The 17328-nt window shown below is 68.4% G+C and carries 16 protein-coding genes; 2 read left to right on the forward strand and 14 right to left on the reverse strand.

Annotated features, from left to right (window positions below; all coding sequences use genetic code 11):
- Positions 1–126: 126 nt before the first annotated feature.
- Genes ABZ796_RS11010 through ABZ796_RS11060 form a run of 11 tightly spaced genes read right to left on the reverse strand, consistent with a single transcriptional unit; the run spans position 127 to position 11470 of the window.
- Complete coding sequence (locus tag ABZ796_RS11010) at positions 127–705, reverse strand: hypothetical protein (RefSeq protein ID WP_357336879.1); 579 nt, start codon at positions 703–705, stop codon at positions 127–129.
- Entirely contained in the window at positions 702–1187 is a 486-nt protein-coding gene (locus tag ABZ796_RS11015; RefSeq protein WP_357336880.1) for a hypothetical protein, read from the reverse strand. The genes ABZ796_RS11010 and ABZ796_RS11015 overlap by 4 nt, the downstream gene beginning before the upstream one ends.
- A gap of 2 nt (positions 1188–1189) precedes the next feature.
- Positions 1190–2509: an MlaD family protein gene (locus ABZ796_RS11020; protein WP_357336881.1), complete on the reverse strand. Its 1320-nt coding sequence runs from the start codon at positions 2507–2509 to the stop codon at positions 1190–1192.
- Entirely contained in the window at positions 2509–3645 is a 1137-nt protein-coding gene (locus ABZ796_RS11025; RefSeq protein WP_357336882.1) for an MCE family protein, read from the reverse strand. Before ABZ796_RS11025 ends, ABZ796_RS11020 begins: the two co-directional genes overlap by 1 nt.
- A complete protein-coding gene (locus ABZ796_RS11030; protein WP_357336883.1) occupies positions 3642–4868 on the reverse strand; it encodes an MCE family protein in 1227 nt (408 codons plus the stop codon). The genes ABZ796_RS11025 and ABZ796_RS11030 overlap by 4 nt, the downstream gene beginning before the upstream one ends.
- Positions 4865–5854 (reverse strand): MCE family protein, encoded by a 990-nt coding sequence (locus tag ABZ796_RS11035; RefSeq protein WP_357336884.1) that lies wholly within the window; start codon positions 5852–5854, stop codon positions 4865–4867. Before ABZ796_RS11035 ends, ABZ796_RS11030 begins: the two co-directional genes overlap by 4 nt.
- Positions 5854–6882, reverse strand: a complete 1029-nt coding sequence (locus ABZ796_RS11040) for an MCE family protein (RefSeq protein ID WP_357336886.1) — start codon at positions 6880–6882, stop codon at positions 5854–5856. Before ABZ796_RS11040 ends, ABZ796_RS11035 begins: the two co-directional genes overlap by 1 nt.
- The gene (locus ABZ796_RS11045; RefSeq protein WP_357336887.1) at positions 6879–8054 is read right to left on the reverse strand and encodes an MCE family protein; all 1176 of its coding nucleotides are present in this window, start codon (positions 8052–8054) and stop codon (positions 6879–6881) included. Before ABZ796_RS11045 ends, ABZ796_RS11040 begins: the two co-directional genes overlap by 4 nt.
- A 5-nt stretch (positions 8055–8059) precedes the next feature.
- Positions 8060–8863, reverse strand: coding sequence for an ABC transporter permease (locus ABZ796_RS11050; protein ID WP_045546835.1), 804 nt, complete (start codon positions 8861–8863; stop codon positions 8060–8062).
- Position 8864: 1 nt separating this feature from the next.
- A complete protein-coding gene (locus ABZ796_RS11055; RefSeq protein ID WP_357336889.1) occupies positions 8865–9719 on the reverse strand; it encodes an ABC transporter permease in 855 nt (284 codons plus the stop codon).
- Positions 9716–11470: a GMC family oxidoreductase gene (locus ABZ796_RS11060; RefSeq protein ID WP_357336891.1), complete on the reverse strand. Its 1755-nt coding sequence runs from the start codon at positions 11468–11470 to the stop codon at positions 9716–9718. Before ABZ796_RS11060 ends, ABZ796_RS11055 begins: the two co-directional genes overlap by 4 nt.
- Positions 11471–11747: 277 nt before the next feature.
- Here ABZ796_RS11060 and ABZ796_RS11065 point away from each other — a divergent pair, with 277 nt between their 5' ends.
- Both ABZ796_RS11065 and ABZ796_RS11070 read left to right on the forward strand, forming a co-directional pair.
- A complete protein-coding gene (locus ABZ796_RS11065) occupies positions 11748–12989 on the forward strand; it encodes a helix-turn-helix domain-containing protein (RefSeq protein WP_357336893.1) in 1242 nt (413 codons plus the stop codon).
- 147 nt (positions 12990–13136) lie between these two features.
- Positions 13137–14543: a fatty acid desaturase gene (locus tag ABZ796_RS11070; RefSeq protein ID WP_357336894.1), complete on the forward strand. Its 1407-nt coding sequence runs from the start codon at positions 13137–13139 to the stop codon at positions 14541–14543.
- Positions 14544–14761: 218 nt separating this feature from the next.
- Here the strand turns inward: ABZ796_RS11070 and ABZ796_RS11075 are convergent, their stop codons facing one another.
- The 3 genes from ABZ796_RS11075 to ABZ796_RS11085 all read right to left on the reverse strand — a co-directional run bounded on the left by ABZ796_RS11075 (position 14762) and on the right by ABZ796_RS11085 (position 17255).
- Positions 14762–15586 carry a trypsin-like serine protease gene (locus ABZ796_RS11075; RefSeq protein WP_357336895.1) on the reverse strand — a complete coding sequence of 275 codons (825 nt, stop codon included), beginning with the start codon at positions 15584–15586 and terminating at the stop codon, positions 14762–14764.
- Between the two features lie 452 nt (positions 15587–16038).
- A complete protein-coding gene (locus ABZ796_RS11080) occupies positions 16039–16800 on the reverse strand; it encodes an alpha/beta hydrolase (RefSeq protein WP_357336897.1) in 762 nt (253 codons plus the stop codon).
- Positions 16801–16811: 11 nt separating this feature from the next.
- Positions 16812–17255, reverse strand: coding sequence for a nuclear transport factor 2 family protein (locus tag ABZ796_RS11085; protein ID WP_357336898.1), 444 nt, complete (start codon positions 17253–17255; stop codon positions 16812–16814).
- Between the last annotated feature and the right edge of the window lie 73 nt (positions 17256–17328).

Raw genomic sequence — 17328 nt, forward strand, 5'->3', positions numbered from 1 at the left:
ATCTCACCCGCAGGCAGCGTCAGCGTGACATCTCTCCAGATGAGCTGCTTACCAAAACTCTTGGTCAGCCCTTCGATCTTTACGTCTACACCCATGCCAATGCCTCCACTCGAGGTTCTCGTCCGATCAGCGGGGCGTGAGCCCGGCCACCTTCCAGCCGTTGCCGACCTGCTGCATCCTCACCTCGACGCGCGATGCGCTGACGCTGGGCTCGGCCCCTGGCGCCGCCGTGGTCTGCGTGAGGAAGATCAGGACCGTGACCTGCGACCCGGTGGCCTCGACGACGCCTGCCCCGGAGATGGTCGCCTTCGTGGAGATCTGTCGCTGGGTCGCCGCCTTGGCGACGGGACCGTCGAGCAGCTTGGTGTAGTCGGTGCGGAACCGTCCGGTGGTCTGGTCCTTGGACCGGGCGAGGTCGGCCTCGAGCGTGCGGCGGTCGTAGCTCAGGAGCACGGGCACCCGGCTCTTGGCCGCGGCGAGCGCGTCGGTGCGGTCACGGGCACGGTCCGAGGCGTGGTCGGCGAGCACGGCGAAGGTGATCGCCGCGGCCAGTCCGACGACCACGAGCACCACGATCGCCCAGCGCAGCAGCAGTCCCCGCTCCAGGTCGAGCCGCATCCGACCGGATGTGCTCGGTGGAGCCTGGTCGGCATGCTTGGTCTCTTCGGAGGGGGCAGTCGCCATCTCGGTCCTCTCGATGGTCACGGGATGAACTCCAGTCCGGATACGAGCCAGCGGCCCTCGACGTTCCGCATCTCGACCTTGACCCGGTAGTCACGTTGCTGCGGTGCCTTCGTGCCCGAGTTCGACACGGTGCCGGTCGCTGCGACGTAGACCGTCGCCTGTTCGTCGGTCGAGCGCGCCACACCGGCCGCGACGACCTCACCATCGGCGTCGACCTTGTTGGCCTTCAGTGCCTTCTGCAGCGCGTTCGCCTGCTGCTTCAGATCGCTGCGGAAGGAGGCGGTCGCGCCGCCGAGAAGGGCCTCGAAGGCAGTCTCCGAGTCCTCTGCGCTGACCGATATCAGTCGGGTGACCTCGGTGGTGGCCGCCGAGACGGCCTCGGCCCGCTGGTGCTCGGCGGTGATGTCCTCGTGCCAAGACCAGGCGCGCTGCCCGGCGAACACGAGCAGCCCGACGCCCAGCACCAGCAGGAGTACGAAGGTCCTTGTGGAGAGTCTGGACATCGTCACCACAGCCCGACCGGCTCGAGGAACAGCTGCTTCCAGGAGCTGTCCTCAGCAGACGCGTCCGTGGTCCCCTTCGACGACGGCGCGCCTGGCGAAGCCTTCGGCGCGGTCGAGGCCGCGTTCGGATCAGCGCCCTCGGGCCAGCGCCCCTTGCCGAACTCCAGCCCGCACGAGGAGGGCAGATGGCCCCGCGCGCTGGAATTCGGACACGGCTGGTTGCGAGCGCCCCGCACCGAGGACGGGTCGCTGGGCGCGGTCTCGCAGTGGGCGAGCGGGTCGGCCTTGCGTACGTTCTCCTCGGACGGGCTGCGGCGATCGTCGGTGGACAGGTAGCCCGCAGTGCACGATGGTGGATTGTTGACGCCTGCGCGTAGGTCCAGCTGCACGTCGCCCTCCTTGGCCCGCGGATTGACCGTCTGTTGAAGTCGTCCGATCGTGGCGGGGTACACGACCAGGGTCTGCTGAAGCTGCGGAAGATAGGTGTTGAGCACCTCGCCGTTGACCATCAGGTTGTCCAGGAGCATCGGCAGCGTGGTCTGGAGGTCGTCGACGGTCGCGGTGGTGCTGTCCAGACCCGTACGCCCGTCACGGAGCAGCGAGCGCAGGTCGGCGTCGTTCGCCGCGAGCTCCTTGGTGAGCGCACGCAGCGACGACATCGAGGACACGGTCCGCGGCGCCATCTCGTCCTGGGTGGCGAGCACCGGCTCGAGCGCGCGGATCAGCTCGGTCGTCGAGGTGACCTCCTGCTGGGCCGTGTCCATGAGCGTGCTGGAGTCCTCGATCAGCCGGCCGACGTCCTCGCTGCTCGACCCGAGACCGGTGTCGACCTGATCGAGCACGTTGCGAGTCTGCTGCTGCGGCACGGACTCGAGCAGGCGGTTGACGGCGTCGAGGACGGGCGCGATCTGGGGCATGGCGACGGTGCGTGACGGTGGCAGCACATCCCCGCCGCTCAAGGTCGCCGTGGTGGCGGACCCGGAGACCAGGGAGACGTACTGCTCGCCCACCGCCGAGGTGCTGTGGAGCTCGGCGTCGACGTTGCCGGGGATCCGGGTGCCGTCGTCGAGGCGAAGAGTGGCGATGGCGGCCCGCGGGGTCACCACGAGGTCGGTCACCTGCCCGACCTTGACGCCCCGATAGGTCACCAGGGCGCTCTCGTAGAGCCCGCTCGCGTCTTCGAACTCGGCGGTGACCTGGTAGACCCCGATGCCCAGCATCGCCGGAACCCTCGCATAGGTGAAGACCATCAGCCCGAGCGCGAGAGCCGTCAGGCACGCGAAGACGCCCAGCTGCCGCTTCACCAGTCTCGTCAGCAGCATCAGCAACCTCCCAGGTTCACGAGCAGGCAACCGCTGTCGTCGGACGTGCTCGGGGCGGGCGTCGACGCGGTGGCGCCTGCGGGAGGCAGGCCGGTCGGGCCGCCGGTGAGCCAGGTGTCGGTGAGGCTCGAGCCGCGAAGGTCGAGCGTCGCGAAGAGGTTGGTGTAGTCACCGCTGAGGGCATTGGTCGTGGTCATCGCCGGGAACGGGATGGTCAGACCGAGCTTGAGCGCGTCGGGGATGGAGTCGCCGACCTTGCCGAGGCTGGTCAGGATGGGCCGCAGGGCGTCGAGGTTCGCGAGGAGAGCCGCACGGCTGGCCCGGATGACCTTCGTCGCCTGGGCTCCGGTCTCGCCGGTCCGGGTGACGACGCGGACGAGGCTCTGTCGCTCCTCCTCGAGCGTACGCAGCCCCGGAGCGATCTCGTCGATCGCGTTCGCCAGGACCGTCCGGTCCCGAGCGAGGCCGGCGGAGAGCCGGTCGAGCGCCTCGAGCGCCTGCACGATCTCGCCCTTGTTGTCGTCGAGCACCGCGAGCAGCTCGTTGGTGCGCCGCACCAGACCGCGGGTGTCGGGGACCCGGTCGTCCAACGCGGTCGCCAGCTCGGAGGTGATGGTCTCGATCTGTGACAGCCCACCGTTGTTCAGCAGCAGCGCCACCGCGCCGAGGACCTGCTCGGTGGCCGGATAGGTGCCCGTCTGGGTGACCGGGATCCTGGCACCGTCCCGCAGCATCTCGGTCCGTTCCGCCGCTGCCGCGATGCTGCCGATGCTCCTCGCTGCTGATGACGTCTCCGGCGCGCTGACATCGACGTACTGGGCGCCGAGCAGGGTCTTCTGCCCGATCGCGAAGGTCGCGTCGGCCGGGACTCGAGCCGACTTCACCAGCCGGAGCCGGACCTTTGCCTGCCAGTCCACGACGCTGATGCCGGCGACGGTGCCGATGACGACGTTGTCCATCTGCACGGCGGAGTTCGGCACCAGGTTCGCGACCTCGTCGAAGGTGACGGTGACGGTGTAGCCGTCCCCGCCGACGCCGGGCTGGCCCGGGAGCGTGTGGTCGTTCGGCTGGAGGCTGCTGCAGCCGGTCAGGCCAACCATGAGCGCGACCATGGTCGCCAAGATGCGTGTCTTCATCGGTCGCCTCCGAGGTCGGTGCCGAGCAGGCCGGGCAGGAGGGGTTGTACGCCGTCGAGGCCCTCGCCGACCTCGGGGATCGGTGTCGACGGCCGACTCGGGTCGACCGGCTCGGGTGCGCCCGGCTCGGCTGCGCCCGGCCGCGCCGCGGTCGAGCCACTCTGCTGGGCGGTCTTGATCAGGTCGACGAGCGGCGCCAGCGCATCGCGGCACTGCTGCGCCGTACCGCCGGCACCGAGCACGGCGCCGCAGACGAGCTGGGCGGCGTCGTTGAGCCCGGTGAGCGAGGCCCGGCCGGTGATCGCCTGCTTGTCGATCACGTTGAAGAGATCGATCAGCGCCGTCGGAGCCATCTGCAGGACAGCCGCGAGCTGGTTGGACCGGTCCGCGAGGGCCGCGCTGAGCAGGTTCAGGTCGCGTACGGAGCTCTTGATCCTGGCCCGGTTGTCGTGGGTGAGCTCCCCCGTCGCCGCCAGCGCCGCGGAGAGCTCCTCGATCGCCTTGGTGAGCTCGCGCCGGTTGGTCGCGAGCACGGCGGAGACCTCGCTGAGCTGCTCGGTGAACCCCGCCACGGCGGCATCGTTGACCGCCAGGTTCTTGGTGAAGCTGTTCAGGTTCGAAACGGTCGTGAACATGTCGGCGCGGCCGTCGGAAAGGGTCGCGGTGGCGCTGCGGAGCCCCTCGACCGCCTCGCGCAGCTGCTCGGCGTTGCCGTTACGGAGGTTGGCGTCCAGGGTCTCGATCGCGGTTCGGAGCGGCTGCTTGCCGGAGCCGGCGGGAGCCAGCGCCGTGGAGAGGTCGGTGAGCTGCTTCTTGACCTCGTCGAACGAGACCGGCACGGCGGTGCGGTCCAACGCGATCTGGGCGCCGTCGGACATCGCCGGACCCTCGGTGTAGGCCGGTGAGAGCTGGACGAACCGCCCGCTGACCAGACTCGGGGAGACGATGGCGGCGTGGGCGCCCGCCGGGATCCGCTGCCCACCCTCGACCTCGATCCCGACATGGACGCCATCGTCTTGCGGGTCGACCTCGGTGACCCGGCCGACGGCGACCCCGAGGACCTTGACGTCGTCGCCCTCGTAGAGCCCGTCGGCGTTGCTGAAGACCGCGGTCACCACCGTCGAGCGGGTGTCCTTGACGGCGTAGTAGGCGCCCGTGGCGACGAGCAGCAGCGCGAGCCCGATCAGGACGCGGCGCAGCAGGAGGCTGGAGGAGATGGTCACTTCACGACCCCTGAGACGATCGGCGCCAGCGAGCCCGGCGAGGTGAGGTTCTGGATGTACGCGTCGAACCACGGTCCGGTGGAGATGGCCTCCCCGATCCCGGTGACGTAGCCGCGCAGCCCGGTGATGGCGTCCTGCAGCGCGGCCTTGTTCCGGTTGAGCAGGGTGACCACCTTGTCGAGCTGGTCGAGTGCCGGGCCGAGCGTGGCCCGGTTGTCGTCGACGAGACCCCGCAGCTGCACGGAGAGGTCCTGCACGCTGGCGAGCAGGCTCACCACGACGGCCTGTCGGGCGTTGAGCTGCTCGAGCAGCGACTGTCCGGAGACGAGCAGGGTCTCGATCTGCTCGTTGCGGCTCGCGAGCACGCCCGAGACCCGCGACGCACGGGCGAGCAGAGCGCGGAGCTGGTCGTCGTTCTGTTCGACGGCTGCGGTGAGTTCGGTGACACCTCGCAGAGCGGGTCCGACGTCGTCATGGGTTCCGCTCAGCGCCGAGCTGGCCTGGTCGAGCGCGCCGGCGAGCTGGGTCTTGTCGATGTCCGCCGTGGTCGTCGTCAGCTCGTTCAGGGTGGCGGTGAGGTTGTAGGGCGACGATGTCCGCGAGGTCGGGATCGTGTCGCCGGCATCCAGCCGTCCTCCGCCTGAGGGGACGAGCTCGACGGCGGCGCGGCCGAGGAGGGTGACGGTGATGATGCGTGCCTCGGTCTTGGTGCCGAGCTCGACGCTGCCCTCGGTGAGGACCAGGTCGGCGACGACCTCGTCGCCGTCGAGACGTACGTCGCGAACCTTGCCGACCCGGGCCCCGGAGACCATGACGGCGTCGCCGCCCTTGAGGCCGCCGGCCTCGGCGAAGGCGGCGTGGATGGCGTCTCCGTTGCCCACGAGCGGGAGCTTGTTGTAGTTGAGGCTGGCGGTGACCACCAGCGCGATCGCCATGGTGCCGATCAGGCCCCGGGCGGCGTTCTGGGCGGGCGTACGGAAGCTCATCACTTGCACCTCTGCGCGTCGGACATGATCCATGGAGTCGTCACGGTGGCGTCGGCCTGGACCCGGACCCCGCACAGGAAGAAGTTGAGGTAGTTGCCGTACGAGGTGGCGTTCTGGATCGCCGTGTAGTGTTTCGGCAGCTTCTGCAGCACCTGCTGCAGGGTGGCCTGCTCCTGGTTGATGCCGTTCGCCGCCCTGGTGAGCTGGGTCAGGTCGGCCGTGAGGTCTCCCCTGCCCGCCTCGACCAGTGACGCGGCTTGGCGCGCGAACCGGTCGGTCTGCGCCGCTGCGTCGAGGATCTGGGTGTCCTGCTGCTCGAGACCGTCGAGGAGCTTGCTGAACTGGTCGATGAGCGCCTGGATGGTCTCGCGCTTGTCGTCGAGCGTGCCGACGACGGTGTTGAGGTTCCGGATCACCTCCCCGATCAGCTCCTGGCGGTTGCCGAGCGTCGTGGTCAGCGAGGCCGCCCGCTCCACCAGGGTGGAGATCGCGGAGCTCTGCCCCTGGAGGATCTTGACCAGGTCGCCCGAGAAGGCGTTGATCTGCGCCGGGGCGAGACCCGCGAAGAGCGGCTTGAACCCGTTGAGCAGCAGGTCGAGGTCGAGAGCTGGCCTGGTCCGGGACAACGGGATGGTGTCGCCGGCCGCGATCGGTCTCGCGTCCGGGTCAGGTCGGCTGAGCTGGACGATCCGGTCGCCGATGAGGTTCCGATACTGCACCGTGGCCTCGGTCGAGGCATTGAGCTTCTGGCCCCGCGGGACGTCGAAGGAGACACGCACGGTCGCGTCGCGCTGGACCGCCAGCGCCGTGACCTTTCCGACGTCCACGCCGGCGATGCGGACCGAGTCGCCCTTCTCGAGACCCGACACGTTGGCGAAGACGGCGTCATACGTGATCCGGTCGCCCGGACGGTGCGCGGCCGTCACCACCCCGACCCAGTAGGTGAACAGCGCCGCGACGACCAGGAAGATGCCGAACTTGATCAGGTCGGAACGCTCCCGGCGCCGAAGCTTGCTGTTGCTGGTCACTGCTTGCCTCCTGCAGCGTTGGCGCCACCGGCCAGCAGACCGAGCAGCGTGGTGAGCGTGTTCTCCTGGACCGTGGGTTGCTTGCCCGCATAGGGGTTGGCTCCGGTCACGAACGTCGGCACCGCGGCCTGCGCCTCCTCCTCGGTGACGTACGGAAGCCCGTAGCACTCAGGACCCCTGGTGTCGCCGACCTTCGGCAGGTTGCGCTCGTACGTGTAGGGATCACGCCCCGGGACGATGCGGGTGATCGTGGTGACCCCCGGATGTGTGCCTCCGACGGCGGCCTCGGCGAGCTTGTTGGCCGAGGCGAGACCGAGGATCGTGCAGGGTAGCTCCGGGGAGTACCTCGCCACGACGTCGGTGACCGGCTCGGTGAGCTTCAACGTGGTGGTCAGCCGCTTTCCCGAGCTGTCCAGCAACCTGCTCGCGCTGTTGTCGAAGGAGTACAGGCTCAGCTCGAAGGCGTGCAGCGACCGCTGCTGCGTGGTCAGGGTCCGGCTGGTCACCGCGGCGTTGTCGGCCAGGGCCACCAGGTCGGGCCGCGCCGTGTCGTACGTCTGCGCGACGCTCGCGCCCGACCTGATGTCGCTGGTGAGCGTGTTCAGATACGGGTTGAACGAGGTGAGGTAGCCGTTGGTCTGGGTGATCAGGAGCCCGATGTCCTCGCCGCGCTGGTCCACCGCCTGCGAGACGGCGGTGAGAGCGGCCGCGACCTCGGCGGGCTTGGCGGTGTCGAGCACCTGGGTGAGGTTCTCGAACGCCTCGTCGACCTCGACCGTGACCCGGTCGGCATCGATCGTCGATCCGGCTCGGATCCGCGCGGCGCCCGGGTCACCGGGGTTGAGCTGGATGTACTTCGCGCCGAACGCCGTCGGCGGGACGATCTCGGCGGTCGCGTCGCTGGAGATCTGGTCGAACTCGCCCCGGTCGATGTCGAGCTGGATCGAGACCCCGTCGCCGCCGTCGTTGTGGACGGAGCCGACTCTGCCGATCGCGACGCCGCGGAGCTTGACCGCTGCGCCCGAGGTCAGGGTCAGCCCTGCCCGGTCGGAGGAGACGGTGAGCGGAACGGTGGAGCGGAAGGCGCCCTGGTAGGTGGCGACGGTGCCGGCGACGAGCGCGAGGATCAGCGCGATGAAGGTGAGCCCGTAGGTGACGTGACGATCAACCATGCCCCTCACCCCGCGATGTGGACCGACGGACCGCCCCAGATGGCGATGCCGAAGATCAGGTCGACGAACATGATGGCGACGAGTGCCGAGCGCACGGCCCGGCCGACGGCCCGGCCGACGCCGGCGGGTCCGCCCGACGCCTTGAACCCGTGGTAGCAGCACACCGAGACCACGACCAGCGCCATGATCGCGACCTTCAGCATGGACAGGAACAGGTCGCCGGGGATCAGGAAGGTGTCGAAGTAGTGCTGGTAGGTGCCCGGCGCCTCGTCGTAGCCGACGGTCACCACCAGCCGGGTCGCCAGCCAGCACATCATCACCGCGATGGCGTACAGCGGGATGACGGCGATGAGCCCGGCCATGATCCGAGTGGTCACCAGATAGGGCACCGGCGGCACTGCCATCACCTCGAGCGCGTCGATCTCCTCCGAGACCCGCATGGCGCCGATCTGGGCGGTGAACCCCGCGCCGACGGTCGCGGTGAGTGCGATCCCCGCGATGATCGGAGCCACCTCGCGAGTGTTGAAGTACGCCGAGAAGAACCCCGACAGCGCGGAGACACCGATGTTGTCGAAGGACGTGTACGCCTGCAGCCCGACCTCGATGCCCGACGCCGCGGTGAGGAAGCCGATCACGAGAACGGTCCCGCCGATCAGTGCCAGTGCGCCGGTTCCCATCGCGACCTCGGCCAGGAGCCGGACGACTTCCTTGCGGTAGCGGCGGAAGGCATGTGGGAAGTGGGCGTAGGCGCGGCCGTGGAAGGCGAGCTGCTCGCCGAGCTCGCGGAGAGCTGATGTGTTGACGGCCATCTCAGGCTCCCGACTTGAGCTGGAGGAACAGGGTGCTGATCACGCTGTTGGCGGCGAACAGGAGCATGAACGCGAACACGACGGTCTGGTTCACTGCTTCCCCGACGCCTTTGGGCCCGCCCTTGGCGTTGAGCCCCAGGTAACAGGCGGTCAGGCCGGCCAGCAGTCCGAAGACAGCTGCCTTGGCTTCAGCGGCGATGAAGTCCGAGAGCCCCACGAGAAGGGTGAGGTCGTTGAGGTAGAGCCCTGGGGTGGCGCCCTGCAGCACCACGGAGAAGAAGTAGCCGCCGACCAGGCCGACGACGGTCACCAGGCCGTTGAGCGCGATGCCCACGAGGGTCGACGCGACCACGCGAGGGACGACGAGGCGCTGGACCGGATCGATCCCGAGGGTGGTCATCGCGTCGATCTCCTCGCGGATCTTGCGTGAGCCCAGATCCGCGCAGATCGCGGTGGCTCCGGCCCCGGCGACGACGAGAACGCTGACGATCGGGCCGATCTCGCGGACGACGGCGACGGCAGCGCCGGCGCCTGCCAGGTCGACCGCGCCGATCTCGATCAGGAGCTGGTTGACCTGAAAGATGATGACCACGCAGAACGGGATCGCGACCAAGAGCGCCGGCCAGAACGAGACCGTGGTGATGAACCATGCCTGGGAGATGAACTCACGGAACTGGAACCTCCGGGTGAACCCCTTCCGGAAGACCTGGACGACGAAATCGTAGAAGTCGCCGAAGGAGGCCAGGGCCTTGAAGATCGCGTGGGACTGGAGCGCCTCGGCGGCGATCCTCTGACGCTCGGGCGTCATGCCTCGGACACCGGATGGTTCGACCCGGTTGGTCGGGGCGGCGGTCATGAAGCCGCCCGGCCGTTGATCGCGATCACCGGCAGTCGCAGAGCGGCGGGTGCCTCGACCGGCACCATCGGGTGGTTCGGGCTGACCGGCGCCGTTCGCCGATAGGCCGCACCGAGGGACGGCCGTGGGTCGGTCCCGCCCTTGTTGGGCCACATCGACATGGCTCGCTCGGCCTGCGCCGTGATGGTCAGGCTCGGGTTCACTCCGAGGTTGGCGGAGATCGTCGAGCCGTCGGTGATGTGCAGCCCGGGATGGCCGTGGACGCGGTGGTAGGGGTCGACGACGCCGCTCTCGGCGCTGTCCCCGATCACGCAGCCGCCGAGGAAGTGGGCCGTCATCGGGACGTTGAAGATCTCGCCGACGCTCGAGAACGGCCGGCCGTCGATCTTCTCACTGATGCTGCGGATCGCCTGGTTGGCGACCGGGATCCAGGTCGGGTTCGGCTCGCCGTGGCCCTGCTTCGAGGAGAGCCGCAGCGACCCGCGGCCGAGGCGCCGCTTCTTGCCGAAGACGGTGATCGAGTTGTCGCTGGTCTGCATGACGAGGGCGATGACCGTACGCTCCGCCCAGCTGCGGATCCCCAGGTAGTGGCCGACGAACTGGACCGGATGACGCAGGATCTGGCCGACCCACTTGACCGCCCTCGGCACCCGGCCGCCGCCGTCAGTCATCACCGTGGTGAGCAGCCCCATGAAGCCGGACCCGGCGCCGTAGCGCACCGGCTCGATGTGGGTGTGGTCATCGGGGTGGATCGAGCTGGTGATGGCGACGCCGTGGTTGAGGTCGCCGTCGGTCCGGCGCCCCGGTCGCGTGCTCGCGGTGCACAGGGCCTCGGAGTTGGTCCGGGTCAGCTTCCCCAGCCGGTCGGAGAGGCCGGGCAGAAGGCCCTGCTGCTTCATGGTGTGCAGCAGCTCCTGCGTACCCCAGGTGCCGGCGGCGATGATCACCTGTTCGGCTGCGATCGTCTGCGCGGTGCGCCGGCGTGACCGGCCCGTCTGGTGGGTGGCGATGCGGTAGCCACCGTCGGCGGGCGTGATGCTGTCGACGGTGGTGAGCTCCCGCACCTCGGCGCCGCCGCGCTCGGCGAGGTGGAGGTAGTTCTTCAAGAGCGTGTTCTTGGCGTTGTGCCGGCATCCGGTCATGCACTCGCCGCACTCCAGGCATCCGGTGCGGTCGGGACCGACCCCGCCGAAGTACGGGTCTGCGACCGTCACGCCGGGCTCCAAGGCGTCGTCGCGGCCGAAGAAGACCCCGACCGGCGCGGGACCGTAGCTGTCGGCCACGCCGAGCTCGGCGGCGACCTCGCCCATGATCTCGTCGGGGCGGGTGGTCGTCGGGTTCGGCCGGACCCCGAGCATCCGCTTGGCCTGGTCGTAGTACGGAGCCAGCTCCTCGCGCCAGTCGGTGATGTGGGACCACTGGGCGTCACGGTAGAAGGCGTCCGAGCGGGGCTCGTAGAGCGTGTTCGCGTACACCAGCGAACCGCCGCCCACCCCTGCGCCGGCGAGTACAACCACGTCGCGGAGGAGACGGATGCGCTGGATTCCGAAGCAGCCGAGTCGAGGCGCGAACAGGAACTTCCGGGCGTCCCAGGAGGTTGCCGCGAAGTCCTCGTCTCGGAACCGACGACCGGCCTCGAGCACCAGCACCCGGTAGCCCTTCTCGACCAGCCGCAGAGCGGCGACCGAGCCGCCGAAGCCAGAGCCGACCACGACGACGTCATAGGCCTGTTCGGGGCACGATGCATCCACCGAGCACTCCTGTCAGTTGTTCGGAACGTGTTGCCCGTCACACGATCGGGCTCGCGTAGTTCATCAACGGAGTTGCGGCGGCATCTTGTGACGTGCACCCAAATGTCGTCGCCCCGGTTGTACGGCACGACAAACGACCTGACATCCGGGCCGGAGCTCGGTCCGCACCCGCGGCACCGACGTGAGCACGACGTGGCGTGAACACGACGTGGCCACGGTCACAAAGTGGGCTAGCCTGGCGAGCCAGCACGCCGAACCCGTTCGGGAGGGACCTCAGTTGACCACCGATGCTCTTCCCACCGAGGTCGCCGCTTGGCTCCCGTCGTTCGTCGCCGACGAGCTACGCCCGGAGATGATCGACGGCTGGGTCACCCGGACGAGCGGCGCGATCCGGCGCGAGCTGCCCGAGCTTGCCTCGGAGCCGGACTTCGTCGCGTTCTTGAACGACGCCGTCAAGGAACACTGGCTTGCGTTTCTGGCAGCCTTCGTCCAACCCGATTTCCAGGCCCACCTACCGAGGGCGGGCAGTCGGATGGCTCGTGAGGTCGCAGATCGCCAGCTACCGCTCGAGCTTCTGATCAAGATCTACCGAGCCGCTCAGCAGGAGTCATGGCGCTACGTCACCGGCGTCGTCAACGCGCTGCCGACCGACCAGATCGACCATGCTGCGCTGCTCATCTTCCTCTGGGGACGCGCGAGCTCATGGATCGATGCAGCGATCACAGACTCCACCGAGATCTTCCACGCCGAGAACTCTCGCCACACCAAAGGCGTGGCGGCACAGCGGTATGAGGTCGTGAAGGCCGTCCTGGCCGGGGAGTCCACCGACGCCCGCCGCACCTCGGCAGCCCTGGGCGGCTATCCGATGTCGGTGCGGCACACCGCCCTGATCCTGGAGACCGCCGATGCGTACGCGATCGACGAGCTCGACCGGATCGTCCGCGAAGTCGCCAACAGACTCGGTGGGAGCAATCCACTGGTGGTGCATCCTGGCGGCCGGCGGCTGTGGGCCTGGATCGGCACACGTGACCAGCCGGACCTGGGCAGTCTCGACGACCTCCGCCCGGCCCTGGAGGCCATCAGAGCCGTCATGTACGCCGGGGCACCCGCACCTGGTCAAGAGGGGTTCGTCAGCAGCCACGACGATGCGCGGCGCACCCTGCGGATCTCTGCGAGCGGGGGCAGGCCGGCACCGGTCATGCGCTACGACCGGGTCGAGCTCCTCGCCCTGCTCGGCTGCAGCGCCGAGGTCGACCGGTTCGTCGACCGTGTGCTGGGACCGCTGGGGTCACCCGACGAGCCGACGGCACGGATCCGCGAGACCGTGCTCGCCTTCCTGTCTCACAGCGGGAACGTGGAGGACGCAGCCGAGGAACTCTGCGTGCACCGCAACACCGTCCGGTACCGGCTCGGTCGTGCCGAGGAGCTGCTGGCCCGGCCGGTGGCCAAGAGCGGGGACGAGCTCCGCCTGGCGATCCAGCACCGCGCACTGTTCCACGCCACGGAGGGCCAGGACTGAGCCGTGCTCGGCGCGCCCGGCTTGGCCTCGTACACAAAAGCCGGCCGGGATCTTGAACCACGCCACGAGCCAGACACGGTCCGCAGCGGCGAGTCTCGTCGTATCGGGCTGTACCAGCCCAGCTCGTGACTATCCGAGGAGGCCCTCATGGCTGCATCAGCGGCGTCCACCCGTACGCACGCGGAGTGGAAGGACAAGAAGCGCTACCTGTGGGTGCTCGGCATCGCCGTGCCCTTGTTCCCGATCATCGGCGTCCTGCTGATGGACGCAACCGGATCGAGCCTGTGGCTCTGGCTCACGCCGGTGATGTTCTTCGTCGTCATCCCGCTCCTGGATCTGCTCTCCGGCTACGACGACACCAACCCGCCCGAGGACGTCATCGAGGCGCTGGAGAACGACAAGTACTACCGCTGGGTGACCTTCCTCTATCTTCCGGTGCAGTACGCCGGCTTCGTCGGTGCGCTGTGGTACCTGGCATCGCATGACCTGCCCACGGTCGACCGGGTCGCGATCGCCGTCTCGGTCGGCATCGTCGGAGGCGTTGCCATCAACACCGCCCACGAGCTCGGCCACAAGCGTGAGGACGCCGAGCGGTGGCTCTCGAAGATCGCGCTGGCACAGACGTTCTACGGCCACTTCTACATCGAGCACAACCGCGGACACCACGTCCGCGTCGCCACCCCGGACGACCCCGCCTCCGCCCGGATGGGTGAAACCTTCTACGGCTTCTGGCCCCGCACCGTCGCCGGCTCGCTGACTTCGTCGTGGCACCTGGAGAAGAAGCGCTTCGCCCGCAAGAAGCAGCACCCGTTCCGCCTGGGCAACGACGTCCTCAACGCCTGGCTCATGTCGGTGGCGCTGTGGGGCGCCCTGACCCTGTGGCTCGGACCCGTCGTCCTCCCTTACCTGCTGCTCCAGGCAGTCGTCGGGTTCTCGCTCCTGGAGGCGGTCAACTACATGGAGCACTACGGGATGCTGCGACAGAAGGTCGGTACCAGCGGTCGGCAGCGCTACGAGCGGGTCAACCCCTCGCACAGCTGGAACAGCAACAACATCGCCACCAACGTCTTGCTCTACCACCTGCAGCGGCACAGCGATCATCACGCCAACCCGACCCGGCGCTACCAGACCCTGCGGGACTTCCCCGAGTCGCCGGTGCTCCCGACCGGCTACACCGGCATGATCGTCGTGGCGCTCATCCCTCCGCTGTTCTGGCACATCATGGACAAGCGGGTCGCCGCGCACTTCGACGGTGACCTGACACTGGCGAACATCTCCCCGCGGAAGCGCGAGCGCATTCTGGCCAGATGGGGCGCCGGCGAGCACGCTCGCGCAACGACCGACGACGTCACCGTGGCGAGCATCTCCGCGGTCGAGGTCCTCGCCGCCAAGTGCCCCGGCTGTGGCTATCTCTACGAGGTCTCCGCCGGCAACGAGCTGGAGGGCTTCGCCGCGGGCACGGCCTGGAACGACGTACCCGACGACTGGTGCTGTCCCGACTGCGGAGTCCGAGAGAAGGTCGACTTCATTCCTGTCGACCCCGCCCGGGCCTGAGTCAGGCAACACCCTGACGCACGGACGACGAAACCGGCTCCTGACCAGATGGAACTACTGGTCCGGAGCCGGTTTCTGCGGTGCATGAAACTACCGGCCGCACGTCCATCGACGGGATCGCTTTCCGCGCAGTCGTTTTCCCACCGAGATCGCCCAGCAGCGCCCGCGCGATCCTCTCGGTTCCCCTCCTGCAACTGGTCGGCCGCGGCGAAGCGAGCTCAGGGCAGGGTCACGAACCCGGCGAGGAAGTCGCGGGCGGCCGGGGTGTCCACCCGGTAGGTCACGTCGGTGGCCTTGCAGACGGTGTCGCCGGTGACCGTGATGGACGCGACGACGTCGGTCTCGGTTGCTCCGGCACCGAGGAAGTGCGGCCCTCCGGAGTCGCCGGAACAGGTGCCACCGCCGCCGGTGGCCTGGTTGACCGACAGGGTCAGCCAGGTGCTGGTCAGCGATGCCGGGGTCTGGACGGCGAATCGTCGCTCGTTGTTGTCCAGGATCCCGGCAGGCCCTCCCTTTCGGGTTTCGCGGACCGCCCCGTAGCCGACGGTTGTGAACTCGGTGCTCCTCAGCTGGTGTGCGGCCTTGAGGTCATCCAGGAGGCCGGCTTCGGGGAGCTGGGCCGGCTGGATCCCGACGGGGTCGTCGAACACGATCACCGCGATGTCGTGCGGCTCGGAGCGGCCACCGGCCCCGGAGTATCCGTAGTCGGGGTGAGTGTGTGCGGTGCCGCGGTGCAGGGTCATGCCCGGGCCGATCTCGTCGTCGAAGGTCACCGCGGCCTCGCCCTCGCCGACGCCTTGCGCGTCGAGGAAGGCGGTGCAGTGCGAAGCGGTCAGGAACACGGTCTGCGAGATCAAGGTCCCCGTGCACGCCTGGTCCAGCGCTCCGTCCCCGTCGAAGTCGTAGAGGAGGCTGCCCACGGCCGGATGCCGACCCTGGTCGGGCGCCCCGTACACGATGGCCGCCGCCGGTGGCACCACCGCTAGCCCCACCGCGCTCGCCGCCGCCGAGGCCGCCAGCGTGCGCCGAAGCCATGCCCCCATGATTCCCCCCGCTCGTGGTGTGTCGTTGCCGCCCCGAGCCTCTTGCAGGATGCCCGGCGCTCCTCTTCGGCGTCATGCCCCATTTGCGGGGATCTGTCCGAGGAGTGGCGGGATCCTCTCCGCCCACCAGATCGAACCCGAGAAGAGCTTCTGGCGAAGCACGCAAAGAAGCCCGGGCCTAGGGCCCGGGCTTCCTGTCGCGTCTCAAGCACATGGTGGAGCTGAGGGGATTCAACCCCTAGCCTTCTCTTTCAGTCCGAGCGTGAATCCTCAACGCCGATGTCCCGGCGACGCTGGGCCCTTCTTGGGCTCGCTCGGTCGCTGACCAGCGATGACGTTCAAACATCGTCCGTTGTTTCGGGTATCCACCCCAACTCCCCTCGTCTTATCTCGATGCCCCTCGACAGAGCTGATGTGTTGAGTTGATGTTGAGTCGGCTGACTCGGCGGCGGTCAGGCCTGCCTGACAGCGGCCGCGGCAGCACTCAGGTGGGCGAGGAGTTCGTCGTTGAACCGCTGGCCGATTCGCTGGACGGCATGCGGACTTCCCTCGAACAGAACCCGCTTGGCCCCCAGGGTCTCCGCCAACGCGTCGGCCACGTCCTCGAAACCGGCTGTTCCGCCACCCGTCACGATCAGCTTGGGGAAGGAGGTCTGTGCGAGCTTCTCCACCGGAACTCCGGTCTCCCAAGGCCGCTCGGTGGTGAGGTTTCCGACCGCCTCAACGAGCGACGGGGGGAGCGGCGAGGGCAGTTGAATGTCAACGCTGAGCACCTTGAGGAAGCCCGCCGCGAAGGACTCGAGATCCGAGGCGTCTGCCACGGCCCAGTAGTCGCGCAGCGCCGCAATGAGCTGGTCTGCTGCTGGCCGACCTGCACCGTTCGGCATCGCCGGCGGTTCGACCACAGTCAGCGACCAGACCTTCTCCGGAGCCAAGGCGGCGGCCCGCATGGCGACGACCCCTCCCATGGACGTTCCCACCAGGTGCGCCCCGTCGCCGAGCAGTTCGACGATCTCGGTCGCGTCACGATCTGGGTCGATCCGCTCGGTGCTCGGGCTCGGGCTATAGCCCCTGCGGTACGGGGCAATGATCTGGAATCGGTCGGCGAGCACCTGCTGCTCGCCGAAGGCGGCCGCAGCAGAACCCAAGCTGCCGTGCACCATGACGACCCGAGGGCCCGAGTCTCCCCAGCGTTCCGCGGCAAGTTCGGTCATGGCCAGACTCCTCAACGCTGCGATCCGGCGGCAGCCGCCTCGGCCGCGGCACGCGCAAACACACCGTTGTCGATGTCCAACTTGCGCGACGCGAACTTCCAGCCCTCTGCGGTGCGCACGACGCTGTCGGTGTAGATACCCGAGGCGATGATGAACGGGGGCTTCTCCACCTGGAGCTTGGTGACTGCGCAGGTGATGCTGGCAGTGTCGCCATCGCCGTCGACGACGTAGTTCGTCATCAGGTGGCGGGCACCGTCTTCCTTGCCGGCTGCGATGTGACCGTTGATGAACTCACGGATCGCGTCGTGCCCGGCGAACGTGCCGTACGTGGCGACGAACGTCCCGTCCGGCACCCAGGCCGCTACCCAGGCGTCGACGTCGTGGTTGTCGAGTGAGCGCATGTGCGCGTTGGAGAGCTCTACGATCTCGAGCTTGTCTTCGACCGATAGGGACATGGTGGATCTCCTTGCTCATTGGCGTGGTGATGGAAGCGCGATGTGCCGCGATGCAGGTCCGTCGGTGGCGACG

This window comes from Nocardioides sp. NPDC047086, assembly GCF_040643685.1.
Taxonomy (GTDB): Bacteria; Actinomycetota; Actinomycetes; order Propionibacteriales; family Nocardioidaceae; genus Nocardioides.